This is a genomic window from Rhodococcus sp. P1Y (assembly GCF_003641205.1).
Taxonomy (GTDB): Bacteria; Actinomycetota; Actinomycetes; order Mycobacteriales; family Mycobacteriaceae; genus Rhodococcoides.
Map to the genome: position 1 here is coordinate 3523522 of NZ_CP032762.1, position 25083 is coordinate 3548604.

Here is a 25083-nt window from a genome sequence, read left to right on the forward strand (position 1 = left end):
CCCCTGTGAACCGACGCGGCTCGGAGGGGCACGAGGCGTGCCGCCGACCGAGTCAGGTCGGCGGTGACACCGTTCCGCCGGTGAGAACGCGATATGCGTAGCTGGTGGCGATTACGCTCACCGGAACGGTGACGATCAGTCCCAAGCCGCACAGCAGAGCGCCCGCGACATTGATGCCCGCAAGCGCGAGGTACAGCACTGCAAGGGGGCCGGGGTTGCTACCGATCAGTCGGATGTTCGCCGCAACCGAGCCGACCGCAGACATTCCGCGGTCGAGAATGAACTGCACGGCAAACCAGATCGCGACTCCGAGGACGAGGCTCACCCCGACGGATACGAACGGGTTGAAAGCGTTCACCACTGCGCTGACGAGGGAAACCGCGACTCCGAACACGACGAGTTGCGCCACGTTCGGGAGAGCCCAGAATGCGCTGAAGCCAGGGCGGACACCGTCGAGTTCGAGCAGGGATCCTCGGATCAGCAGAGCACTGCCCAGGTATCCGAAAATGCCGGCGACGGCCGTGAGAATCACTGTGCCGACGGTGAACCCGGTGCCGTCCACGTCGGGCGCGAACATCGACTCGTCTACATTGTCGGCACTGACCAACGTTGCGAAGACCACCACGAAAACGACGACGTAAAAGACGAACAGCAGTGCTCCGAAAAGACCCATGAACGCAAGCCACACTCCGATGTTGGCTGCGAACTTCTTCCACCCGTAGGTCAGAGCGGCGCTGACACTCAGCGACGTGGGCTGGGGGCCGTAGTTCGGAGCACCGGGCGGGTACTGACCGTATCCCCACTGGTTCTGTTGGGGGTACGCAGGAAAACCGCCCTGACTCGGGTAACCACCCGGATTGGGGTAACCACCTTGTTGATTCGGATAGCCACCCTGGTTCGGGTAACCACCTTGATTGGGGTAACCACCTTGATTGGGGTAACCACCTTGATTGGGGTAGCCGCCATGGATCGGGTAGCCACCCTCGTTGGGGTAACCACCTTGGTTCGGGTAATTCTGGGGTTGTCCGTAGGCCCCGGGTTGTCCGTAGGCCCCAGGCGACCCGTAACCGCTGGGCGGCCCAAAGTTAGCGTCGGGCGCGGGTGGATTCCCGCCCGGCTGTGGACCCCAATTCCCTTGGTGCTGTTCAGGATCGGTCGAATCGTGCAGAGGCTCGCTCGGCTGGTTCTGCTGTGGGCCAACGCCACCGCCCCCGCTGGAGTCGTCGTTCAATATCTCCCTTTCGATTGGGTGTGGTGCACCGTGTCCGATGTGGATCGTTGGCGCGGTTGAACAATACGGCGGTGCCGCACATAGTGATACCGCACGGTCTTGTTCCGGTGCTGTTCGTGCGCACGACGACAGACCTGAACCGGTAGTTCCGTTCGGGGACTGCGTCATGCGCAAGATGCGCGGCCGCGTTTCAGAGCGCTACGCGAGTCACGATGCGATAGGCGTACGTGGAAGCGATCACCGTGATCGGAATGGTGACCAGTAACCCGAGTCCGCACGGAATCGCCCCGAGGATGTTGATTCCCACGAGAGCGAGGGCAAGTACGAACAACTGTCCCGCATTCGACGAGATCGCTCGGAAGCTCGACTTGATCGCTGTGAGTGCATCTTCGTTTCGGTCGATGACGAATTGAAGTGTCCACCACGTCAGAAAGGCCAGCGCAATACCGGGGATGACAAGCAGAACGAGTCCAACGAATACCAGAATGCCGACGATCACGCTGGCGAGCACGATCGCGGCGACGTTGGCGAACTGGAAGAAAGACCCTATGGACGGCTTGTTCCCGTCCACCTCGTGTAGGGCACCACGGATCAGTGCTGCGTTGACGAGGTAACCGACGATGGCGCTGACAACGGCGCCGATGATCGCCCAGATCCCGAACACAGCTGACAAATCCGTCCCGCTGTCACGCGAGCCCGAAAAAATGAGGTTCACCACGATCTGGATCACGGCGGCGATCACGACGATCCCGATCCATACGCCTGCATTGTTCTTGAACTTGTTCCAACCGAACGACAGTGCGTCGCCGACGCTCAGTGTCGGCGGCAGCGTGGACCCGATTCCGTAGCCTGGATAACCCCCTACCCCGAAGTTCTGTTGAGGCGAAGAATAGTTCCCGGCCGGGGGTGGATAGTTCCCAGAAGGAGACGGGTAATTGCCGGGCTGCGGTTCGCCGTTTGCCGGGCGTGAGCCTGGTGGGTTCTGGGGAAAGCGCGGCTGGTTGGGGTCCGAGCCGTCGCGCGGGCGGTCGGGTGAGTTTTCGCTCACGGTGGCCTCCTGTCTGTGGATGCTCGAGCAATTGTGCGCGCCGAGTGCGCCTTCGGCACCCGCTCCCGAATGATTTTTCGGGTGAGAACGCACGAGCGGACCATCCGATGGTGCAGATGGTCCGCTCGTGGACGTGCTGAATAGCTTATTTGGTGCTGATGACCTGGGTTCCGCCGGCGATTTCGTCGTGCTTGCCCTGCTTGGACGGGCTGGAGTTGATCGTCACCGCGATCACGATGTAGGCGACGAACACGAGAAGGCCGCCGAGTAACGGGATGATGTTGAGCAGTAGGAACGCGTTTCGCTTGGCGGCTTCGGCCTGTGTCGGATTCCCGCCCGCTGCCCCGAGCGTGCGTAGGCCGAGGATCTGCTTACCGAAGGTCTGACCGCGCGACGATTCGAGGAAGACGAAATACGCGAACCCGAGCAGAGCGGAGACCAGTCCCAAGATCCACTGGCCGATGAATCCGCCCGGTGCGATCGCGTAGAAAATGAATGCGACGATCGAGATGATGATGCCGTCGATGAAGCGGGCACCGAAACGGAGTCCGAGGCTCCCGGGCTGAGCGCCTCCGGGGAGCTGGGATCCGAGTCCGTAGGCGGCGTTGCCCGCAGCGGGTGGCGGTGGGTAACCCCCGGGAGGCGGATAGCCCCCGGGAGGCGGGTATGCGCCGGGGGGCGGTTGGTTGCCGGGAGGGGATACCCACCAGCCGGATTCTGTGGGTACTGCGGCTGGTTCGGATCAGAACCGTACTGCGGTCCGTTGGGTGGGTTCTCGCTCACTGAAATTCCCCTTGACTGGAGTGTTTGAAGCGCTGCGGACAATTGTCTCGATTCGTCGCTGAGCGAACCGCACCTGTGAGGGTGTGTCAAGCACTACACGCGTCACAGCAGTGCACGTTTCGGACACAGTTCTCGCCGAGCGGTGGGGGCGGGTGCCCTCTAAGGTTGGTGGTTCTTACCCATTCGAGATTGTGTTAGGGGCTCGCCGTGGGCATCAAGGTCGCGCTGGAACACCGCACCAGCTACGCATTCGACCGCATGGTTCAGGTTTATCCGCACGAGATCCGGTTGCGACCTGCCCCGCATTCGCGCACGCCGATCGAGGCGTATTCGCTCAGAATCGAGCCGGCCGAACACTTTCTCAACTGGCAGCAGGACGTGTTCGGCAACTTCCTCGCCCGTGTCGTATTCCCGGAGCGCACGGACCACATGTCCATCACCGTCGGCCTCGTCGCGGACATGGGTGCGATCAATCCTCTGGATTTCTTCGTCGAGGAGTGGGCAGAACATTTCGGCTTCGAGTACGACAAGGCCGACCTTCCAGATCTGGAGCCGTACCTCAGACCGGTGGATGAGGACGGTGAAGGAACCGGTCCGGGTCCCGTCGTGTCGTCATGGGTCGAGAAGCTCGAGGCTGCAGTCCGCGAACGCGGAGACACACTGCGCACCATCGATTTCCTGGTCATGGCCAATCAGGGGGTACTGGGCGACGTCGGATACTCGGTTCGGATGGAACCGGGCGTTCAAACACCCGACCACACGTTGACTACCGCGGTCGGCTCCTGTCGTGACTCCGCGTGGCTGTTGGTATCGATCCTGCGTCAGATGGGGTTGGCAGCGCGGTTCGTGTCCGGGTACCTGGTTCAGCTCGCCTCGGACGTCAAGTCGCTCGACGGGCCTTCCGGTCCGGTTGCCGACTTCACCGACCTCCATGCGTGGACCGAGGTATATCTGCCGGGTGCAGGCTGGGTCGGCATGGATCCGACGTCCGGTTTGTTCGCCGGCGAAGGCCATATCCCGCTGTCGGCCACGCCGCATCCGTCCACCGCTGCGGCTATTTCCGGGGCGACGGGCAAGTGCGAGGCCGAGCTCGACTTCTCCAACACCGTCGTTCGCGTTCACGAGGATCCGCGCACCACGCTTCCGTACACACAGGAACAATGGACGGCCATCGTCGACACTGCGAGGAAGATCGACGACCGGATGGCCGCCCAGGACATACGGCTGACGGTCGGGGGCGAACCGACGTTCGTTGCCATCGAGAACCAGGATGCTCCCGAGTGGAACACCACCGCTGACGGGCCACACAAACGAGTGCTCGCCTCCGCTCTCGCCGAGCGCTTGCGCACCATCTACGCCCCCGACGGTCTGGTGCAACGCAGTCAAGGCAAGTGGTACCCAGGAGAACCGTTGCCGAGGTGGCAGGTGGGCCTGTTCTGGCGCACCGACGGCGAATCGCTGTGGCGAGACTCGGATCTGATCGCAGATCCGTGGCTCGCCGAGGACGAGCGGCCGGAGGACGTGGATCCGTCGAGCTCGCGCACGCTCGTCGAGAAGCTGGTCGAGGGACTCGGTCTTCCGCTCGAACAGGCGAGGCCTGCGTTCGAGGACCCGTTGGTCCGCCTACTCGAGCTCGTCAGGCAGCCGTTCGGCGATCCGCCTGCGGACGGCGACGATCTCGATCCTGGCACCGATTCCGCCGCCGCACGTGCAGCGTTGTTGGCGAAGTTGGACGCCACGACGGACGAGCCTGCGGCGTTCGTGCTACCGATCAGCCGCACACCCGACGGCACCGGTTGGCAGAGCGCGGACTGGACGCTGCGCCGAGGCCGGATCGTGTTGCTCGAGGGCGATTCGCCTGCGGGCCTTCGGTTGCCGCTGAGCGCGATCTCGTGGACGGGAGGCCCGCCGGAGAACATCTCGGATCCGACGGCTCCGAAAGAACCACTGGCAACACGTCAGCGGACTCAGCAGCCACCGAGGCCGATCGATCCGAACGAGGCCCGTTACGCGCGGTTGCTCGAATCCAACGCTGCCGCAGCAGGCTCGGTCGGAGGTAACGACGTGACCGCCCTCGTATCGGAGGTGCGTGATGGGATTCTGTACGTATTCATGCCACCGATGAACGATCTCGACGACTTCGTCGAGCTGATCGAACGAGTCGAGAACGCGGCGTCGGCTATCGACACTCCGGTGGTCATCGAGGGGTACGGACCACCGTCGGATCCACGGATCCAAACATTGACGGTCACTCCGGACCCAGGAGTCATCGAGGTCAATGTTCAGCCCGCATCCTCGTGGTCCGACCAGAACGATCTGATGGAAACGCTGTATCGAGAAGCACGGCTGTCGCGGCTGAGCACCGAAGGATTCGACAACGACGGCACCACACGCGGAACCGGCGGCGGAAATCACATCACGCTCGGTGGCGTGACTCCGACGGATTCACCGGTCCTGCGGCGACCCGACCTGTTGGTGTCGCTGCTCACGCACTGGCAGCGTCATCCATCCTTGTCCTACCTCTTCTCCGGTCGCTTCATCGGGACCACGTCTCAGGCGCCTCGAGCCGACGAGGGACGTGAAGAGGCTCTGTACGAACTCGAAGTCGCGTTCAGTGAGATCAAGAGACTCACCGGCCCCGACCGCACGGCCTCACCGTGGGTCGTCGATCGCGCCCTTCGTCATCTGTTGACGGACATCACCGGAAATACCCACCGGGCCGAGTTCTGTGTCGACAAGCTCTACAGCCCGGACAGCACGCGCGGCAGGCTCGGCTTGCTCGAACTCCGTGGCTTCGAGATGCCACCCCACCATCAGATGGCGATGGTGCAATCGCTGCTCGTGCGGTCCTTGGTGTCCAGGTTCTGGGATACACCGCTCGAGGCTCCGCTCATCAGGCACGGAGCGAACCTGCACGGTCGGTACATGTTGCCGCACTTCGTGATAGGCGACATCGGCCGCGTCGCCGAGGATCTGCGTGAGCACGACATCGAGTTCGACACCAGTTGGCTCGATCCGTTCACGGAGTTCAGGTTTCCTCGCATCGGCACCACGGTGATCGGTGACGCCGAACTCGAGCTGCGCGGCGCCATCGAGCCGTGGAACACGCTCGGGGAGGAGTCGACGTCGTCGGGAACGGCGCGCTACGTCGACTCGTCCGTCGAGCGGATTCAAGTCAAGATCTCGGGCGCCGACGAGGGTCGGTACATGGTGACGTGCAACGGGGTGCCTGTGCCCATGTTGCGTACCGAGCGTCAGGACACATCTGTTGCGGGCGTTCGCTACCGTGCGTGGCAACCTCCGAGCGCGCTGCACCCGACCATCGAAGTGCAGAGTCCGTTGCGGTTCGAATTGATCGAGAAGCAGACCGGCCGTGCGGTCGGCGGGTGCAGCTACCACGTCGTGCATCCAGGTGGACGTTCGTACGACGGCCCGCCGGTCAATTCCGTGGAAGCCGAAGCACGTCGCAACGGTCGTTTCGAGGAGGGCGGGTTCACCGCGGGCAAAGTGGACATAGCAAGATTGCTCGAAGTACATGCTCGACAGTCGATCGACGTCACGGCACCCGGGATGCTCGATCTCCGGCGTACGGGCGTCTACGCCGGACAGCGGTGGTGAGCGAAGTCCACATCACCGTTCGGTGACCGGAAGCGGTTCGGTGTCGCCGGACGGAAGGAATGACGACTCGATGGTGCCCGTGGATGCTGCGGAGTACGGCACGGCTATGGCTGCAGGGAGTTCCGCCGACTCGAACGAGGAGTCGAGCGACGCCATCACCGAGTATCGCAGCCGTCGTGCTGCACTTCCTGGCCTCGGTGGTCGTTTCGACGAACTATTGGGCGTCGACGGTTCTGTTCGCCCGCAGTGGGCCGAGCTCACTGCCGGCCTGAACGAAGCCGGCCGCGGGGGTGAGCGCGCCCTGCAATCGCGTGTGCGCAGCCTCGTCGACGATCACGGCATCACCTACAACCCGATTCCGATCGACGGTTCCGACAGTGTCGCTCCGCCGGTCAGATGGGGGCTGGACGGTATTCCTCTGGTTCTGGCGGCCGACGACTGGGATAGCCTCGAAGCCGGTCTCGTCCAGCGGTCCAGGTTGCTCGACGCCCTGTTGACAGATCTGTTCGGCCCGATGAAGACGGTATCGATGGGGTTGATTCCGCCGGAACTGATCTTCGGTGATCCCGGCTACATTCGCGAAGCACACGGGATCACCATTCCGGGGCCACGTCAGCTGTTCATCCACGCAGCCGATGTGGGTCGTGGCTCGGACGGTCGGTTCCGTGTCGTGGCCGACCGGACCCAAGCGCCGTCCGGAATCGGTTATGCACTCGCCGATCGACGGGTGATGTCGAGGGCGACGCCCGAGCTGTTCCAGGACACCAACCCGCGGCCGCTCTCGACCTTCGCTCGCGCGCTTCGGCTTGCCCTCATCGATGCTGCACCTGCTGCAGCAGAAGATCCGGTCGTAGTCGTCCTCAGTCCAGGGTCGCACTCCGAGACCGCATTCGATCAGGCGTATCTCGCTACGGTACTGGGATTTCCCCTGGTGGAGAACGCCGATCTGGTTGTCCGCGACGGGTGCCTGTGGATGCGATCGCTCGGCAAGCTCCGCCGCGTGGACGTCGTCCTCCGGCGGGTCGACGCCGCGTTCACAGATCCTCTCGATCTACGTCCGGACTCCAGATTGGGAGTCGTGGGTTTGGTAGAGGTCCTACGCCGAGGTGCGGTCAGTGTGGTCAACACCCTCGGCAGTGGCGTTCTCGAGAATCCCGCGTTGCCACCGCTGCTGCCCGCGCTCAGCCGAGCACTTCTGGACGAGGATCTCCTCATGGAGTCGACCCCCGCCACATGGGGTGGTGAACAGCACGGAGTGTCGCACCTGGTGTCTCGTGTGCGCTCGTTGGTGTTCCGTTCGGTCACCACTCGGGAGACGGTCGTCGGACACGACTTGGACGAGAAGGGCGTCGACGCGTTCGTGCGTCGGCTGCGTGCACAGCCGTGGACTTGGGTGGGCCAGGAGGTGCCGGAGTTCTCCGTCGCACCGGCGGGGTCGGGTTTCGGAGGGAAGGTCGGCGTCGCCGAAGTCGGCATGAGACTGTTCACTGTGGCGCAGCGCGTCGGGTACACCCCCATGAGCGGTGGACTCGGACAGGTGCTCGTCACCGCACCGGTTGCGGAACCACTGATCACCGTCGCGTCGAAGGATATTTGGGTTCGATCCGCCGAGCGCGTGACACCTGCCGACTCTGCCCCGCACACCCCGCCGGCGTCGGCCGAGGAGCTACCGCAGTACGCCGCGGCGGCCAATATCGACGTCGTCAGCTCTCCTCGTGTACTCGGTGACTTGTTCTGGTTCGGCCGCTACAGCGAACGTGCCGAGGACATGACCCGTCTGCTGATCGCTGCGCGCGAGCGTCACCAGGACTATCGCTCCATGCCCTGGCTCGACGGAAGCGACAGTCTGCCGATCCTGCTGGAAGCAGTGACACGAGTTTCGGGCACGGGGCCTGGATTCCTCAGCGACAAGATCCAGAACGATGCGATGGCAGAATTCCGGTCCTTGACGTTGGCCGTCGACCGCCTCGGCTCGGTGGCTCAATCGGTCGACCGGTTACAGCAGGCGGCGCGAGGTGTACGGGATCAACTGTCCAACGACACCTGGGCAGTCCTCAGCCGGATCGACACAGCTCTCGACGGCTTGGATGCGTCCGGCGCCTCGGACGGCGCGCAACTCGCTGCGTCTCAGTCGGCCGTCCTGCGAGGACTGTTGTCCTTGGCCGGTCTTGCGTCCGAGTCCATGGTTCGAGATCCCGGGTGGTACCTGATGGACTGCGGTCGGCGTATCGAACGAGGTCTGCAGTTGACGTCGTTGTTGTCCGCCACCTTGAGTCACGCGCTGACTCCGTCGACCGAACAGGCAGTCATCGACTCCGTGCTCTCGGCTGCCGAGTCGTCGGTGATCTATCGGCGGCGCAACCGTGGACGTGCTCGACCGGCAGCCGTTGCGCAGCTTCTGTTGTTCGACGAGGGAAACCCCCGCTCGCTCGTCTACCAATTGGACCGGATCAAGGACGATCTCGGTGCCCTTCCCGATGCTTCTGGGACCTCACGAGGCGAACAGTTGGTCGAGCAGATCGCCGTGAGGCTGCGCCGTGTCGACCCCGGTGACCTCGAGTCTGTCGACGCGTCGGGACGCCGTGTCGAGCTCGTCGAACTGGTCGACGGCATCCATACCCAGCTCGAGGAGCTTTCTCGGGTCGTTCTGGCCACGCACATGGTGTTGCCCGGTGGAACCCAACCGCTGTGGGGAACGAGTGGCAGGCGTCAGAAGCAGCGGACCGGAACCAGGAACGGTGACCGAGCATGAGCAGGCGGTATCGAATCCGACACATCACCACCTATACGTATTCCGATCGGGTGACCTCGTCCTACGGTCGGGGTTACCTCGCGCCGCGTGAGTTCGACGGCCAACGATGCATCGAGAAGTCCGTGGAGGTCGAGCCGTCACCGACGGATCAATCCTTCGGCGTCGACGTGTACGGCAACGAAGACGTCTACTTCCACGTCACAACCGACCACGAGAAATTGGTCGTCACGGCGGATTCGCTCGTCGAGGTGGACGCGCCCAGTGAATCGGACCGGGCCTTGGGCGCATCCATCTCGTGGGAATCTGCGCGGCCCCAGGCGCCGGGGGAGTACACGGCCGTGGGAAGCAGCGCCGCTGCGGTGGAGTTCGTGCTCGACCTCGCGACGCCGGAAATAACCGACGCGGTCATCCACTACGCGTCGGCGAGTTTCACGCCGGGTCGGCCACTGCGCGACGTCGTCGTCGACCTGACGCATCGGATCTTCACCGACTTCACCTACCAGTCGGGCTCGACGACCGTCTCCACAACGGTCGCCGACATCCTGGAGGCCCGATCGGGAGTCTGTCAGGACTTCGCCCGTCTCGCGATCGCGTGTCTTCGGTCGCAGGGACTCGCCGCCAGGTACGTCTCCGGCTATCTCGCGACGGAACCGCCGCCGGGGAAAGAGAGGATGATCGGGGTGGACGCGACGCATGCGTGGGCCGCGGTGTGGACTCCGGAGAACAAGTGGATCGCCTTCGATCCGACCAACGACCAGCTGGTCGACGAGCGTTACGCGACGGTGGCGTGGGGACGCGACTATGCGGACGTTCCGCCGCTGAGAGGCGTCATCTACACCGAGGCGGAGGAGAGCACCATCGCTGTTTCGGTGGACGTCGCACCCGTCGGATGACGGCCACCGCGCGGACGTGAAAAATCGAGATGAAATCGGTATCCGCGTTTTCCCTGTTCGGCGCGGAAACAGGGAAGGAGAGAGCACATTTCGCCGTAGCTACCGGTACCTTGGAAGCCGATGACCGCAACATTGGCAGACCCCGTCTCAGAGGTAGTGGCCGCTGCGCAGCAGCTGCTCACCAGGCGAACCGGCGCCCCCGTGACCCTGGTCGATCCGGTCGACCTCGGGGGTAGCGGCCAGGCGACGGTTCTGCGAGTACGAGTATCGGGAAACCCGTTCCAACTTCCTCGGACCCTCGTCATCAAACAGGTGCGCGACGCACCCGCCGAGGAGGCACACGGCGTCGAAATCGGGGGACCGTCCGCGTTCCTGCGTGAGGCGGCGTCGTACCAGTTCGCGACGGCGCTCGCCACGGACAGCAGGCCGGGCCCGGATCTGCTCGCGTACGACCTCGGTGCGCGCTTGCTGGTGCTCAGCGATCTCGGCGACGCGAGCCCGATCACCGCGCTGCTGAAGCACTCGGATGCTGCCTCGGTCACCAACTCGCTGATGGCAATGGCGCAAGCTCTCGGACGGATGCATGCCGCTACCGTCGGGCGAGAAGACGATTTCGCTGCACTTTTACGCCGTGTCGGTCTTCCCGATTCGGCAGACGGTATCTCGGCGCGCATCCCCGACGTACTGCAGGCCGTGCCCCTCATGTTCGCCGAGCACCTCGGTATCGCGGACACACCCGTCGCTCTTCTCGAGCGGGTCGAACGCAGCGGAAGACTGTTCGCGCACGGAGCCTTCCGCGCGTTCAGCCCATCGGATCTGTGCCCGGACAACATCATCGTCAACGAAGAGGGCGTTCGGTTCCTCGATTACGAGTGGGGCGGTTTCCGCGACGCCACCCTCGACATCACCTATGCGCTCGCATCGTTTCCCGGGTGTCTGTGCCATTTCGACCTCTCCGCCGACCGCGCGCAAGCCATGATCGACGCGTGGCGATCGGAGGTCGTCGGTATCTGGCCGCACCTCGCGGACGACGCCGTGCTCGCCACCAAGATCCTCGATGCCCAGCTCATCTGGGTGTGGTTGACCACCTACTGGTTTCTGCCGAACGACCACGCCAGAATCGCAGCCGCGCGAGCCCACCACCTGTCGGTTCCACGATCAGCTGCACTCATCTCACGATGGAACGTGCTGGTCGACCAGGCCACCCGAACCGGAGACACCGATGTCGCTGCGTTCGCGTTACGCGTCGTCTCCGCGTTGGAGGCCAAGTGGGATCGCTGAACGGCGATTCCGCACGTCGCGGCGGTTCTGTGTTTCACGACGTCATCCGATAGCGTCGACATTCGTGAGTACAGGGTTCGGTGCGGGAGTAGACGACGGCGCGGAAGAGCACGGTTTGTTCGACACTCCCGAGGACGAATCCGACGAGTCGGGTTACGACAAGCAGGACCTGGCGATCTCTCGTCCGTACGTTCGTCCCGAAGCGCCCCTGGCGGTGCGGATGCGCCCGACGAGCCTGGACGAGGTGGTCGGACAAAAACACCTCCTTGCTCCGGGCGCGCCGCTTCGCCGACTCGTCGATGGTTCGGGCGCGTCCTCGGTGATGCTGTACGGCCCGCCCGGTACGGGTAAGACCACGCTGGCGTCGTTGATCTCCGGCGCGACGGGCCGCAAGTTCGAGGCGTTGTCCGCGTTGTCTGCAGGTGTCAAGGAAGTGCGCGGGGTCATCGATCTGGCGCGTCGGCGACTCACCGCAGGGGAGCAGACCGTCCTGTTCATCGACGAGGTGCACCGCTTCTCCAAGACCCAGCAGGATGCTCTTCTGGCCGCCGTGGAGAACCGGATAGTCCTCCTGGTCGCGGCGACGACGGAGAACCCGTCGTTCTCGGTGGTGTCGCCGTTGCTGTCGAGGTCGCTGGTGTTGCAACTGCAGCCACTGAGTTCGGCGGACATCGAACTGCTCCTTACTCGGGCGGCCAACGATCCACGTGGTCTCGACGGCGCGGTGTCGATCGACGAGGACGCGATGGCGCATCTGGTCAGGTTGGCTGCCGGGGACGCACGGCGGGCGCTGACTGCGTTGGAGGCCGCGGCGGGTGCTGCGACCGGTCCGGTGCTGGATCTCGCCACCGTCGAGGCCAGTGTGGACAAGACCGCCGTTCGCTACGACCGCGACGGTGATCAGCATTACGACGTCATCAGCGCGTTCATCAAATCGATTCGCGGTTCCGATGTGGATGCGGCGCTGCATTACCTGGCTCGAATGATCACCGCGGGCGAAGATCCGCGCTTCATTGCTCGGCGGCTCGTCGTGCATGCGAGCGAGGACGTCGGCATGGCCGACCCTACTGCGCTGCAGACCGCGACGGCCGCGGCCACCGCAGTGCAAATGATCGGCATGCCCGAGGCGCGATTGGCGTTGGCACAGGCAACCATCCATCTGGCCACTGCACCGAAGTCGGGTGCGGTGATCGCGGCGCTCGGCGCGGCGATGGCCGACGTCTCGGCGGGCAAGTCCGGTGCAGTTCCACCCCACCTGCGCGACGGTCACTACAAGGGTGCGGAGGCGTTGGGCAACGCCGTCGGGTACCGATACCCGCACAACGATCCCGGCGGCGTGCTCCGCCAGCAGTATCCACCGGACGAATTGGTCGGAGTGAATTACTACGAACCCACCGATCATGGGGTCGAACGGGACATCGGCCCGCGAGTGGGCAAGTTGCGTCGAATCATCAGGGGTTCCTGACACCTCGCCGCCGGCATCATTCCGGCCCTCCGTCGCCGGCGACATTCCGGCGGTGCTGCAGGTCGCGGGGACTGCACGGGACCGCGCCGACGCGCGTTAACCTGTACCAGTGCAAACCCATGACATTCGCAGGCGTTTCCTCGACCACTTCGTGAAGGCCGGGCACACCGAAGTGCCCAGCGCCTCGTTGGTGCTCGACGACCCGAACCTGTTGTTCGTCAATGCGGGCATGGTGCAGTTCGTTCCATTCTTCCTCGGGCAGCAGACGCCTCCGTATTCCACGGCTACCAGTGTCCAAAAATGCGTTCGGACGCTCGATATCGAGAACGTCGGCATCACGACCCGCCACAACACGTTCTTTCAGATGGCCGGAAACTTCTCGTTCGGCGATTACTTCAAGCGCGACGCCATTCGGCACGCGTGGGCCTTGCTCACCAACAGTGTCGACGAGGGGGGCTACGGATTCGATCCCGAGCGAATCTGGGTCACCGCGTATCTCGACGACGACGAGGCCATCGCGCTGTGGAAGGAACTCGCAGGCATTCCGGACGAGCGGATCCAGCGCCGCGGCATGGCCGACAACTACTGGTCGATGGGAATCCCAGGACCGTGTGGGCCGTGCTCGGAGATCTACTACGACCGCGGACCCGAGTACGGCATCGACGGCGGACCCGAAGCGGACGAGGACCGCTACATCGAGATTTGGAACCTCGTGTTCATGCAGAACGAGCGCGGGCAGGGAATCAGCAAGGACGACTTCGAGATTCTCGGCCCGCTGCCGAAGCAGAACATCGACACCGGCATGGGCGTCGAGCGCGTCGCATTCCTCCTGCAGGGCGTCGACAACGTCTACGAGACCGACCTGGTTCGACCGGTCATCGCTAAGGCCGAGGAACTGAGCGGCCGCAAGTACGGATCGAACCACGCCGACGACGTACGTTTTCGGGTCATTGCGGACCACGCCCGTACCGCGGCGCTGCTGATTTCGGACGGCATCAACCCCGGCAACGACGGTCGCGGTTACGTACTGCGACGCCTGCTGCGCCGCATCGTTCGATCAGCCCGGTTGCTCGGTGCCCCTGATCAGACGATGGCACAGCTCATCACCGTTGTGCGCGACACCATGGCCGAGTCGTACCCCGACCTGGTTACCGGGTTCGATCGCATCCTCAATGTGTCCGTCGGCGAGGAGACCGCGTTCCTCAAGACACTGACGTCGGGTTCCAAGTTGTTCGACACGGCCGCCGAGACCGTGAAATCTGCGGGTAAGAAGACGATCGGCGGGCCCGAGGCGTTCGCGCTGCACGACACGTACGGATTCCCGATCGATCTGACGCTCGAAATGGCCTCCGAAGCTGGCCTCGCGGTCGACGAAGAAGGCTTCCGCTCGCTGATGGCCGAGCAGCGTCAGCGCGCCAAGGACGACGCCCGTGCCCGCAAGCACGCGCACACCGACCTGTCGGTCTACAAGGACTTCGTCGACCGAGGTGCCACGGAGTTCACCGGATTCGACGAGTTGTCCTCCGAAGCGACTGTTCTCGCGTTGATCTCCGGCGGCGTCCGGGTCCCGACGGCTACTGCCGGTGAGTCCGTCGAGGTCATCCTCGACAGGAGTCCGCTGTACGCGGAATCGGGCGGCCAGATCGCCGACATCGGGACCATCAGCGCGTCAGGTCTGCAGGTCAAGGTGAACGACGTCCAGAAGATCGCCAAGAAGGTCTGGACTCACAAGGTCACCGTCGAAACGGGGCAGATCACCGAAGGTGACGTCGTGCGAGTCGACGTCGATCCGAGCTGGCGAAAGGGAGCCACGCAGGGTCACTCCGGAACGCACATGGTGCACGCGGCTCTGCGTCAGGTTCTGGGTCCCGATGCGACACAGGCTGGTTCACTCAACAAGCCCGGATACCTTCGCTTCGATTTTTCGTGGCAGGGCGGATTGTCCGAGTCGCAGCGCGAGGACATCGAAGCTGTGGCGAACGACGCGATCGGTGCGGATTTCGCCGTCAACACCTCGGTCACCGACCTCGACAGTGCAAAAGCTATGGGCGCGATGGCACTGTTCGGCGAGAACTACGGGGACGAAGTCCGAGTCGTCGAAATCGGTGGGCCGTTCTCGATGGAGTTGTGCGGTGGCACTCACGTTCAACACTCCTCCCAGATCGGTCCGGTCACACTGCTGGGGGAGTCGTCCGTCGGCTCGGGAGTGCGGCGCGTCGAAGCGTTTGTGGGACTGGATTCCTATCGCTACCTGGCGAAGGAGCGAGCCTTGCTTGCCGGCGTCGCCTCGTCGTTGAAGGTTCCGACCGACGAAGTTCCTGCCCGCATCGAAACCTTGGTCGAGAAGCTCCGCGTGGCAGAGAAAGAGCTGGAGAAAGTCAAGGCTGCGTCGGTTCTGGCGTCCGCCGGCTCACTCGCGGCCGCCGCCGAACGGATCGGAAGTGTTCGCGCGGTCATCGCCCAGGCTCCTGACGGCGTCGGCGGAAACGATCTGCGGACACTCGCGTCCGATGTCCGCGGGCGGTTGGGCTCGGAGCCTGCTGTGGTCGTGCTGTTCGGGTCGGTCGACGGCAAGGTTCCTTTCGTGGTCTCGGCCAACAAAGCAGCGCAGGATGCAGGGGTGCGCGCGGGTGAACTCGTGTCCAGTTTCGGTCCGGCGATCGGTGGTCGAGGCGGCGGTAAGGGTGACTCTGCTCAGGGATCGGGCTCGAACCCCGAGGGCATCGCGCAGGGGATCGTCGCAGTGCGTGACCGCATCGCCGACGCCGCAGCGTCCTGACCGTGGACGAGTTCGTAGACAGACCGCCGCCCCGTGTCCGTGTCCCGGATCGACCTGGCGCCGACGACCCGGGCTCGGGTCGTCGTATCGGCATCGACGTCGGTAGCGTCCGCATCGGTGTCGCATCGAGCGACCCGGGGGGAGTACTGGCAACTCCAGTGGAGACGGTCGCGCGCTCCAAGGCCAAGGGCGGCGCTGCCGAGGACGTCCTCCGCGTCGCATCGATCGTTGCCGAGTACGAGGCCGTGGAGATAGTGATCGGGTTGCCTCGAACCCTGCGCGGCGAGAGCGGCTCCGCCGTCAAGGCTGCCGAAGGATTCGCACGCGCCCTCGGCAGACACGTCTCGGGCGTCCCGATTCGGATGGCGGACGAACGACTGACTACCGTGAGCGCGACGCGTGCGCTTCGAGACAGCGGAGTGCGCGGAAAGTCTCAGCGGGCGGTCATCGACCAAGCAGCAGCGGTCGCCATTCTGCAAGCGTGGTTGGATGAACGATCTGCGCGACTGAATGCTCCCGAGAGCACAGATTCCACCCCGTCGGAAGAGCAATGTCGCATCCCGGAGGTCGGCGAGTGAACAACAGGCAATACGAGGACGAGGCACACACCGATCCGATCGGATACCGGACCGATGAGGGCAGCGAGTTCCATCGTGCCGTTCACCGTTCCGAACCACAGGAGGTCGGGCGAAGCCGGGCGCACTCGCGTAGGCAGCGTGTAGCGAGCACTCGGAAGAAGAGGGGACGGTTCGTCGGCCTCGTTCTCGGCCTCGTGGTGGTTCTGGCCATCGCGGGAGGTGGGTACTTCGTGTACGACAAATTCACCGGTGGCCCAGCCGCTCCGGACGATTTCGCGGCCGGAGCCGCGGGTGATTCGGTGGTCGTGCGCGTCAATCCCGGCGACACCGCGCAGCAAATCGGCGTCGAAGCAGCGGACAAGGGCGTGGTGGCCAGTTCCGGCGCGTTCTTGGAAGCCGCGATCGCAAACTCCGCAATTGCCTCGGTGCAACCGGGTTACTACCTGCTGCCGAGCAACGTTCCGGCAGCGCAGGCTGTCACAGCTCTCGTCGAACCTGGTGCGCGCGTCGGAAGCGTCGTGATCTCCGAGGGTCGTCAGCTGCACGATGCCCGCGACGTAAATACGGACGCAGTCAAGAAGGGCATCTACACGCTTCTGTCGGAAGCCAGTTGCATCGACATCTCCGGAAGCGGCACTCCGACGTGCATCTCGTACGACGACTTCAATGCAGCTGGGGGAGTTGGTGATCCGTCGGACCTCGGGGTTCCGGACTGGGCGATCGAACAGGTCCGCGGCGTGCCGGATCGAGACCGACAGCTCGAAGGGCTCATCGCGGCAGGAAGCTGGGACATCGACCCGACCGCGACGGCCGGGGACATCCTGAGACAGTTGGTGGCCGACAGCGCCGCGACCTACGAGAGCACAGGCATTCTGACCGCGGGAGCCAATTCGGGTCTCGATCCGTATCAAACCTTGGTGGCCGCCTCGCTCGTCGAACGTGAATCTCTCCCGGCCGATTTCAGCAAGGTTGCACGAGTGATCGTCAACAGGCTCGCCGAACCGCAAAAGCTCGAGTTCGACTCGACCGTCAACTACTCGCTCGACACGACCGAAGTGGCCACCACCGATGCCGACCGCGCGGCGGTCACTCCGTGGAACACCTACGCAATGGAGGGGTTGCCTGCAACCCCGATCGCCTCTCCCAGCGTCGGTGCCGTGGAAGCGGTCGAGGCGCCCGCCGATGGCGACTGGCTCTACTTCGTCACCATCAACCAAGCGGGTGAGACTCTGTTCACTCGTGACTACAACGAGCACCTCGCCAACATCGGGCGAGTCGAGGATGGATTCCTCGAGAGTGGTCGCTGACCGGTGCACGCAGCCGTACTGGGTAGTCCGATCGCCCATTCCAAATCCCCTGTCCTACACCGCGCTGCCTATTCGGCACTGGGTTTGACCGACTGGACCTACGAACGAATCGAGTGCACCGGTGAGCAGCTTCCAGCGCTGGCCCGGAGCCTTGGTCCGGACTGGGTCGGTCTCTCGGTGACGATGCCCGGCAAGGTTGCTGCGCTCGACTTCGCCGCCCACCGCACCGAACGGGCGCAGCTTGCGGGCTCGGCGAATACGCTGGTCCGCACCGACGACGGATGGCGTGCCGACTGCACCGACGTCGACGGCGTGCACGGGGCCTTGGCCGAAGGCGGCGTCACGGATCTTTCCGGTGCCGCGGTGACGGTAGTGGGTGCGGGCGGAACGTCGAGACCGGCGGTTATCGCCCTCGCGGGCCTGGGTGCACGGTCGGTCACGATCGTCGGTCGATCCCTCGGGCGTGCGCGTGACACCCTGGCCTGCGCCGAAGCCGCTGGCCTCGAGGCCACGTTCTTACTTCTCGACTCGCCGTCGCTGACCGAGGTCGCCGGATCGTCGGCCGTTCTGGTCAGTACGGTTCCTGCGTCGGGTGCCGCTCCGTACGCGCGGGCCCTGGCATCTGCGCCGTTCGTCCTGGATGCGATCTACGATCCTTGGCCGACGCCGTTGGCGGATGCGGTGTCGGAGGCCGACGGAACCGTCGTCTCCGGCCTCGCAATGCTTCTGAATCAGGCATACGGCCAGGTGGAGCAGTTCACGGGACGCCCGGCCCCGAAAGCGGAGATGCGAGCTGCACTCGCATCGGTCTGAGCCAGAAGTGGCTTTTTCAGTCCCCTGAGCCGTAGTTGTCCACAGAGCCGCGGTTATCCACAGGCTGATCCGCAACCAGGAGATGTACCGGGTTCGGTCGCCTCCGATGCACCAGTGTGCACCGTGTGATCTGTTACGTGGTCTTCCTGGGATGGTGCTGCCTACTCGGGTGGATCGATATCTCCTCGCGCCGACTACCGAATACCCTCACCGGCGTAGGCGCCGTGGCGGTGGTCCTCTACGCAGTGGTAGGCGACGTCGTCGTGCCCGTATTGGCGGGAGGCGCCACGTTGTTCCTCTGCTATCTCGTCGTGCACATCGCGCTGCCCGCGGCATTCGGCGCGGGAGACGTAAAGCTGTCGTTCGCGCTCGGTGGCGTCGCATCTTTGGCCGGCGTCGATGGCTGGGTACTGGCGGCGGTGCTCGCCCCGCTGCTCACAGGCGCAGTGGGAGTCGTGCTCGCAGCCCTCGGTCGCGGTGGTTCGACGGTCCCGCATGGGCCGTCGATGTGCTCCGCGACCCTGATGGCACTGGCGGCCTTCCCGACGTGAAAAGATGACGATGTGCTGCGCTGGATAACTGCCGGAGAATCCCACGGCCCTGCCCTCGTGTCCATCCTCGAAGGAATGGTCGCGGGTGTCGAGGTGACCTCCGAGGACATTGCTTCCGAACTGGCTCGTCGACGACTCGGCTACGGCCGAGGCGCGCGGATGAAGTTCGAAGCGGACAAGGTCACCATCACGGGCGGCGTTCGGCACGGACGGACGCTCGGAGGCCCGATTGCCATCGAAGTAGGCAACACCGAGTGGCCCAAGTGGGAGCAGGTCATGTCGGCCGATCCCATCGACCAGAGCGTTCTGTCCGATCTTGCGCGCAACACTCCGTTGACGCGCCCACGCCCGGGGCATGCCGACTACTCCGGAATGCTCAAGTACGGATTCGACGATGCGCGCCCGGTACTCGAGCGCGCGAGCGCACGCGAGACTGCGGCCCGTGTCGCCATCGGTACGGTTGCGCGCCGCTTCTTGAAGCAAGCGTTCGGTGTCGATGTGGTGTCCCACGTCATCTCGATCGGCGCATCCGATCCTTACGTCGGCCCGCCGCCCTCAGGCGACGATTTGGAGGCCATCGACGCCAGCCCGGTGCGTGCGTTCGACAAGGCGGCCGAGGAATCCATGATCGCCGAAATCGAATCGGCCAAGCGCGACGGTGACACCCTCGGTGGCGTCGTCGAGGTAGTAGTGCACGGTCTGCCGGTCGGACTCGGTTCTTTCGTCAGCGGCGAGCGCAAACTGGACTCGCGACTTGCTGCCGCTCTCATGGGGATTCAAGCCATCAAGGGTGTCGAGGTAGGGGACGGTTTCGAGACCGCCCGGCGACGTGGAAGTGCTGCGCACGACGAGATCACACCCGGCCCCGACGGGATTCTGCGATCGACCAATCGCGCAGGCGGTATCGAAGGCGGAATGACCAATGGTGAGGCGCTCAGGGTGCGCGCGGCCATGAAACCGATCTCGACGGTGCCCCGTGCGCTCGCGACGGTGGACATGACCACCGGCGAGGAAGCCGTTGCCATCCACCAGCGGTCCGATGTCTGCGCTGTTCCCGCCGCTGGAGTCGTGGCCGAAACGATGGTCGCGCTCGTCGTCGCGCAAGCTGCTCTGGAGAAGTTCGGCGGCGACTCGCTGGCGGAGACAGTCAGCAACGTCGATCACTATGTGAAGGGCACCGCCGCCCGACCGCCGCGATGACACCGTACGCGGTGTTGGTGGGCCCGCCTGGAGCCGGCAAGTCCACCATCGGTCGCCGGGTGGCGGCAGCTCTGAAGCTCGAGTTGTACGACACCGACGTCGCGATCGAACGCACCACGGGCCGCACCATCGCCGAAATCTTCGGCCAAGACGGCGAACCGGCCTTCCGTGCTATCGAGGAGCAGGTAGTCGCGGACGCGATCGCTGCACACACCGGTGTCCTCTCGCTCGGCGGAGGTTCGATTCTCTCGGAGACAACCCGGGCGCTTCTTGCACCCCTTCCCGTGGTGTACCTGGAGATCAGTGTCGCCGAAGGGCTGAGAAGAACGGGCGCCAACTCGGCCCGTCCGCTTCTGGCCGGCCCGGATGCACGCAAGAAGTATCAGAATCTGATGCGCACTCGCCGTCCGCTGTATCGATCGGTCGCCACGATTCGAGTGCGGACCGATGGGCGGAGTCCAGCTCGTGTGGTCGGACAGGTCGTCGCGAAACTCGAGCAACATCATCACAAGACAGGGAGCTCCAATGGATGAGGTGAACCGATGACCGAACCGGTGCGAGTCATGGTCGAGACAGCTGCGCCGTATCCAGTGATCATCGGCAGGGGACTGCTGACAGATCTGGTCGACGAACTCGCTGGGGTTGCGACCGTCGCGATCTTCCATCAGCCGCCGCTGGCCGACACCGCAGAAGCGGTGCGAGAGGCGCTGGCGGCGAAGGGAATCGACGCCCACAGGATCGAGATACCCGACGCGGAGGACGGCAAGGAACTGGCTGTGGCCGGCTTCTGCTGGGAAGTTCTGGGCCGAATCGGTATGACCCGATCAGACGCAGTGGTGAGCCTCGGCGGAGGTGCCGCCACCGATCTCGCAGGCTTCGTGGCCGCGACCTGGATGCGTGGCATCAAGATCGTGCACGTCCCCACCACCTTGTTGGCGATGGTGGACGCAGCAGTCGGTGGCAAGACCGGCATCAACACCGAGGCCGGTAAGAACCTGGTCGGATCGTTCCACGAACCGGCTGCTGTTCTGGTCGACCTGGCGACGCTGGAGACCGTTCCGCGTAACGAGATCGTCGCAGGCCTTGCCGAGATCATCAAAACCGGTTTCATCGCAGATCCGGTGATTCTCGATCTGATCGAGGCGGATCCCGAGGCTGCGCTCGATCCCGCCGGAACTGTTCTCCCCGAACTGATTCGACGTTCGATCGAGGTCAAGGCGCGCGTCGTTGCGGCGGATCTCAAGGAATCGAACCTGCGGGAGATCCTCAACTACGGTCATACTCTCGGACACGCCATCGAACGTCGCGAGCGGTACCGGTGGCGTCACGGTGCTGCCGTGGCCGTTGGGCTCGTATACGCGGCCGAGCTCGGCAGATTGGCCGGACGATTGGACGACGCGACGGCTGATCGGCACCGCACCGTGCTCGAAGCAGTCGGTCTGCCGACCGGATACGACGCAGACGCGTTCGGCGATCTGCTGAAGGGCATGCAGACCGACAAGAAGAACCGCGCTGGAATGCTGCGGTTCGTCGTACTCGACGGGCTGGCCAAGCCGGGGCGTCTCGAAGGCCCCGACCCGTCACTGCTGGTAGCCGCTTACTCGGCTATTGCCAAGGAGAACACCGGGAACTCGGGCACTGGAATTCTGCTCTAGTCGCCGACGACACAGCCGCCGTCACAGCTCGAGTCATGACAGCGCAGAATGCACGGAGCCTGCGGACGATCCGCAGGCTCCGTGCATTCTTGGTCGGTATGCGATTCACATAGCTTCGGTTACGTATTGTCGCGGTGCTTCTTGCTCGTATCCACCGGTGCGTCCGCGTTGGGGTCGACCGCCGAGAACACCTCGGTGTCGGCGTTGTCGCCCGACCATTGCTGCTGTTCACGCTGGGGCGTCGACGTCGACTGCGACGACGTGGACTGCGACGACGAGCCGGCACCGACGAGATGACGGTCGTGCCGCTCCCTGTCGCGTTCGGCATCGGATGCTTCGAGCTTCTTCTTGGCTTCTCGGCCGGCGAGGAGCCGTCCGAGGAACACCGAGATCGTCGCCGGAATGAAGATCAGCAGAATCGTGAACGCCGCACCGGACGTCAGCTCGAAGAACAAAGTATTCTGGCCGACACTGAAGTCCACGACCAGCTGAACCAACCAGGTCACCACCCCTGCCGCAAGACCTCCTAGAACTGCGGCCTTGAGCCACACCATCGTCAGATCCTCGCCATAGTCCGGATCTGGATTCTTGCGACGATCTCGTATGCCGTCGAGCCCCGCCCACACGACGACTGCCAGCAGCACTGCCGCGATCCCCAGCCATCGAAGCTGAGATCCGTGCAGCGGCCACTGAGTCACAGCAACGCCGAGAAGAATCCTCACCCCCACGTTGATCAGACACATGCCGATTCCGCGTACCACCCACCCTGTCATGGGCACAGCCTAGCCATACGCGCGGCGACATGTGGTCGACCCCACATAACCCGCCTCGGTACGTTGTAAGGATGCCTGTAGATCACAGTGGCCGCCGCGCCGCCCTCCGTCGCAGCATGGAGGCGAACGACCTCGAATCCTTGCTCGTGACGGACCTGCTCAACATCCGCTACCTGACCGGTTTCACCGGTTCGAACGCCGCACTGCTCGTGTCGGCGCACGACGCTCCCGGTCGTGAAGACAGCACTGTCGTATGCACCGACGGTAGGTACGTGACTCAGATCGCCGAGCAGGTACCCGACCTGCGTGCCGTGATCGACCGGTCGTCGGCGACCTATCTGCTCTCGGCTCTGCCGACCGCGCGATCCGGTCGAGTCGGCTTCGAATCGCATGTGGTGACGGTGGATCAGCATCTGGCGTGGACGACGATCGGCTCCGATCTCGACCTCGTCCGAAGCCCAGGGCTCGTCGAAGATTTGCGGATCGTGAAAGACGAGCACGAGGTCGGATTGCTTCGGGACGCGTGCCGTGCTGCCGACGAGGCGTTCGCGGTGCTCGTCGACGGGGGCCGCATCTCATCCGGACGGACCGAGATCGAGGTAGCTCGCGAGCTGGAAGCGCTGATGGTCGAACACGGAGCCGACGGGATCTCGTTCGAGACGATCGTCGCCGCGGGAGCCAATTCGGCGGTTCCGCATCATCGTCCGACCGCGGCCGTGCTGACCGACGGCGATTTCGTGAAGTTCGACTTCGGTGCGCTCGTCGGTGGCTATCACTCGGATATGACTCGGACCGTGGTGATCGGCAATCCACAGGACTGGCAGAAGGACCTGTACGAGCTGGTGAAGCGCTCGCAAACCGCCGGACGCGAAGCGTTGACGCCTGGCGTGGACGCTGCCGCCGTGGATGCGGCCTCGCGTTCGGTGATCGACGACGCGGGCTACGGCGAATTCTTCCTACACGGCCTCGGACATGGCGTCGGGCTCGAAATCCACGAAGCGCCGGGAATCGCGAAGACCAGCACCGGTACACTGCCTAGCGGCGCAGCTGTGACCGTCGAGCCGGGTGTGTACTTCTCGGGACGCGGAGGTGTTCGCATCGAAGACACGCTCATCGTTCGCGACGGCGGTCCTGAGCTGCTGACCATGACCACCAAGGAACTTACTCTCGTGTGACGCACGGCGGTTCCTGCACACGAGAACAAGAGGAGACGGACAAGCCTGTGGCTTCCACCAGCGATTTCAAGAACGGTCTCGTCCTCAGCATCGAGAATCAGCTGTGGTCGATCATCGAGTTTCAGCACGTCAAGCCGGGCAAGGGACCCGCATTCGTGCGTACCAAGCTCAAGAACGTGCTCTCGGGCAAGGTGGTCGACAAGACGTTCAACGCCGGCGTCAAGGTCGAGACGGCTGTCGTCGACCGCCGCGACATGACCTACCTCTACCACGACGGTAGCGATTTCGTATTCATGGACGGCGACACCTACGACCAGATCTCGATCAGCGAGGCAATCGTGGGCGACAGTGCGCGGTTCATGCTCGAGAACGCGCAGGTTCAGGTCGCTACCCACGAAGGTTCCCCGCTGTACGTCGAGCTGCCGGTCACGGTCGAACTCGTCGTCAAGCACACCGACCCGGGCCTGCAGGGCGACCGTTCGACCGGTGGCACCAAGCCCGCCACCCTCGAAACCGACGCCGAGGTTTCGGTGCCGCTGTTCATCAACACCGGCGACAAGTTGAAGATCGACTCGCGCGACGGCAACTACCTCGGCCGTGTGAACTCCTGACGTGGCGTCGAAAAAGAGTTCGGCGCGCGACACCGAGCCTGTGAAGAAGCTCGGTGCGCGTCACAAGGCGCGCAAACGGGCAGTGGACTTTCTGTTCGAAGCCGAAGCCCGCGACGCAGACCCGGTGAATCTCACGAGGGAGCGTATCGAGCTCGCACGTGGCGACGACTCGATCGCGCCGGTCAGCGAATACACCGAGACACTCGTCGGGGGAGTAGCGGAGAACTTGGATCGGCTCGACAGTGTGATTTCCGATCACCTCAACGACTGGACGTTGAATCGACTGCCTGCAGTCGATCGTGCGATTCTGCGCGTCGCCGTGTGGGAGCTGTTCCACGCAACGGACGTTCCGCCCGTAGTCGCGGTGGACGAGGCCGTCGAACTCGCGAAGCAGCTCTCCACCGACGATTCGCCTTCGTTCGTCAACGGGGTTCTCGGGCAGATCGTGTTGGTTGCACCGCAAGTTCGGGCGGCGGCCGCTGCAGTCTCCTCTCGCGGTGCCGAGTCCGAGGTGGATCCACACGCGGCCACCGGAGCCGAAGAAAAGTAAGCCGAACAGAAGTAATGCGG

20 protein-coding genes are annotated in these 25083 nt (G+C 64.0%); 16 read left to right on the forward strand and 4 right to left on the reverse strand.

Annotated features, from left to right (window positions below):
- Positions 1-52: 52 nt before the first annotated feature.
- The 3 genes from D8W71_RS27380 to D8W71_RS16375 form a co-directional block, all read right to left on the reverse strand.
- Positions 53-1231, reverse strand: coding sequence for a hypothetical protein (locus D8W71_RS27380; RefSeq protein ID WP_153275389.1), 1179 nt, complete (start codon positions 1229-1231; stop codon positions 53-55).
- A gap of 190 nt (positions 1232-1421) precedes the next feature.
- Positions 1422-2279: a hypothetical protein gene (locus D8W71_RS16370; protein WP_201265105.1), complete on the reverse strand. Its 858-nt coding sequence runs from the start codon at positions 2277-2279 to the stop codon at positions 1422-1424.
- Positions 2280-2424: 145 nt separating this feature from the next.
- Positions 2425-2805, reverse strand: coding sequence for an RDD family protein (locus tag D8W71_RS16375; RefSeq protein ID WP_121119356.1), 381 nt, complete (start codon positions 2803-2805; stop codon positions 2425-2427).
- A gap of 464 nt (positions 2806-3269) precedes the next feature.
- Between D8W71_RS16375 and D8W71_RS16380 the strand changes: the two genes are divergently transcribed.
- From D8W71_RS16380 to aroB, 13 genes are all read left to right on the forward strand, one after another.
- A complete protein-coding gene (locus D8W71_RS16380) occupies positions 3270-6680 on the forward strand; it encodes a transglutaminase family protein (protein ID WP_121114795.1) in 3411 nt (1136 codons plus the stop codon).
- Between the two features lie 106 nt (positions 6681-6786).
- Positions 6787-9432, forward strand: coding sequence for a circularly permuted type 2 ATP-grasp protein (locus D8W71_RS16385; protein ID WP_442972053.1), 2646 nt, complete (start codon positions 6787-6789; stop codon positions 9430-9432).
- A complete protein-coding gene (locus tag D8W71_RS16390; RefSeq protein ID WP_121114797.1) occupies positions 9429-10325 on the forward strand; it encodes a transglutaminase family protein in 897 nt (298 codons plus the stop codon). The genes D8W71_RS16385 and D8W71_RS16390 overlap by 4 nt, the downstream gene beginning before the upstream one ends.
- A 120-nt stretch (positions 10326-10445) precedes the next feature.
- Positions 10446-11606 (forward strand): kinase, encoded by a 1161-nt coding sequence (locus tag D8W71_RS16395; RefSeq protein ID WP_121114799.1) that lies wholly within the window; start codon positions 10446-10448, stop codon positions 11604-11606.
- A 169-nt stretch (positions 11607-11775) separates the two neighbouring features.
- Positions 11776-13071: a replication-associated recombination protein A gene (locus tag D8W71_RS16400; protein WP_442972054.1), complete on the forward strand. Its 1296-nt coding sequence runs from the start codon at positions 11776-11778 to the stop codon at positions 13069-13071.
- 109 nt (positions 13072-13180) lie between these two features.
- Positions 13181-15850, forward strand: a complete 2670-nt coding sequence (alaS, locus tag D8W71_RS16405; RefSeq protein WP_121114802.1) for an alanine--tRNA ligase — start codon at positions 13181-13183, stop codon at positions 15848-15850.
- Positions 15851-15852: 2 nt separating this feature from the next.
- Positions 15853-16428 (forward strand): Holliday junction resolvase RuvX, encoded by a 576-nt coding sequence (gene ruvX / locus D8W71_RS16410; RefSeq protein ID WP_121114804.1) that lies wholly within the window; start codon positions 15853-15855, stop codon positions 16426-16428.
- Positions 16425-17735 (forward strand): endolytic transglycosylase MltG, encoded by a 1311-nt coding sequence (locus D8W71_RS16415; RefSeq protein ID WP_121114806.1) that lies wholly within the window; start codon positions 16425-16427, stop codon positions 17733-17735. Before ruvX ends, D8W71_RS16415 begins: the two co-directional genes overlap by 4 nt.
- Positions 17736-17738: 3 nt before the next feature.
- Positions 17739-18548, forward strand: a complete 810-nt coding sequence (locus D8W71_RS16420; RefSeq protein ID WP_121114808.1) for a shikimate dehydrogenase — start codon at positions 17739-17741, stop codon at positions 18546-18548.
- Between the two features lie 125 nt (positions 18549-18673).
- The gene (locus D8W71_RS16425) at positions 18674-19099 is read left to right on the forward strand and encodes a prepilin peptidase (protein WP_201265106.1); all 426 of its coding nucleotides are present in this window, start codon (positions 18674-18676) and stop codon (positions 19097-19099) included.
- Between the two features lie 12 nt (positions 19100-19111).
- Entirely contained in the window at positions 19112-20299 is a 1188-nt protein-coding gene (aroC, locus tag D8W71_RS16430; protein ID WP_121114812.1) for a chorismate synthase, read from the forward strand.
- The gene (locus D8W71_RS16435; protein WP_121114814.1) at positions 20296-20832 is read left to right on the forward strand and encodes a shikimate kinase; all 537 of its coding nucleotides are present in this window, start codon (positions 20296-20298) and stop codon (positions 20830-20832) included. Before aroC ends, D8W71_RS16435 begins: the two co-directional genes overlap by 4 nt.
- Positions 20833-20841: 9 nt before the next feature.
- Positions 20842-21954 carry a 3-dehydroquinate synthase gene (aroB, locus tag D8W71_RS16440; RefSeq protein WP_121114816.1) on the forward strand — a complete coding sequence of 371 codons (1113 nt, stop codon included), beginning with the start codon at positions 20842-20844 and terminating at the stop codon, positions 21952-21954.
- Positions 21955-22073: 119 nt separating this feature from the next.
- Here aroB and D8W71_RS16445 read toward each other — a convergent pair whose 3' ends face one another.
- Positions 22074-22727, reverse strand: a complete 654-nt coding sequence (locus D8W71_RS16445; RefSeq protein WP_121114818.1) for a B-4DMT family transporter — start codon at positions 22725-22727, stop codon at positions 22074-22076.
- A gap of 71 nt (positions 22728-22798) precedes the next feature.
- Here D8W71_RS16445 and D8W71_RS16450 point away from each other — a divergent pair, with 71 nt between their 5' ends.
- The 3 genes from D8W71_RS16450 to nusB are packed head-to-tail and all read left to right on the forward strand — an operon-like array spanning position 22799 to position 25063.
- On the forward strand, positions 22799-23902 hold the full coding sequence (locus D8W71_RS16450; protein WP_121114820.1) for a M24 family metallopeptidase: 1104 nt from the start codon (positions 22799-22801) through the stop codon (positions 23900-23902).
- Between the two features lie 47 nt (positions 23903-23949).
- On the forward strand, positions 23950-24513 hold the full coding sequence (gene efp / locus D8W71_RS16455; RefSeq protein WP_121114822.1) for an elongation factor P: 564 nt from the start codon (positions 23950-23952) through the stop codon (positions 24511-24513).
- Position 24514: 1 nt separating this feature from the next.
- Positions 24515-25063, forward strand: a complete 549-nt coding sequence (gene nusB, locus D8W71_RS16460; RefSeq protein ID WP_121114824.1) for a transcription antitermination factor NusB — start codon at positions 24515-24517, stop codon at positions 25061-25063.
- Positions 25064-25083: the final 20 nt, after the last annotated feature.

Coding starts and splice junctions, on each gene's coding strand:
- D8W71_RS16385 (WP_442972053.1), top strand. CDS start 6,787: ATGGCTGCAGGGAGTTCCGCCGACTCGAACGAGGAGTCGAGCGACGCC.
- D8W71_RS16390 (WP_121114797.1), top strand. CDS start 9,429: ATGAGCAGGCGGTATCGAATCCGACACATCACCACCTATACGTATTCC.
- D8W71_RS16395 (WP_121114799.1), top strand. CDS start 10,446: ATGACCGCAACATTGGCAGACCCCGTCTCAGAGGTAGTGGCCGCTGCG.
- D8W71_RS16435 (WP_121114814.1), top strand. CDS start 20,296: ATGACACCGTACGCGGTGTTGGTGGGCCCGCCTGGAGCCGGCAAGTCC.
- aroB (WP_121114816.1), top strand. CDS start 20,842: ATGACCGAACCGGTGCGAGTCATGGTCGAGACAGCTGCGCCGTATCCA.
- D8W71_RS16445 (WP_121114818.1), bottom strand. CDS start 22,727: ATGACAGGGTGGGTGGTACGCGGAATCGGCATGTGTCTGATCAACGTG.
- D8W71_RS16450 (WP_121114820.1), top strand. CDS start 22,799: ATGCCTGTAGATCACAGTGGCCGCCGCGCCGCCCTCCGTCGCAGCATG.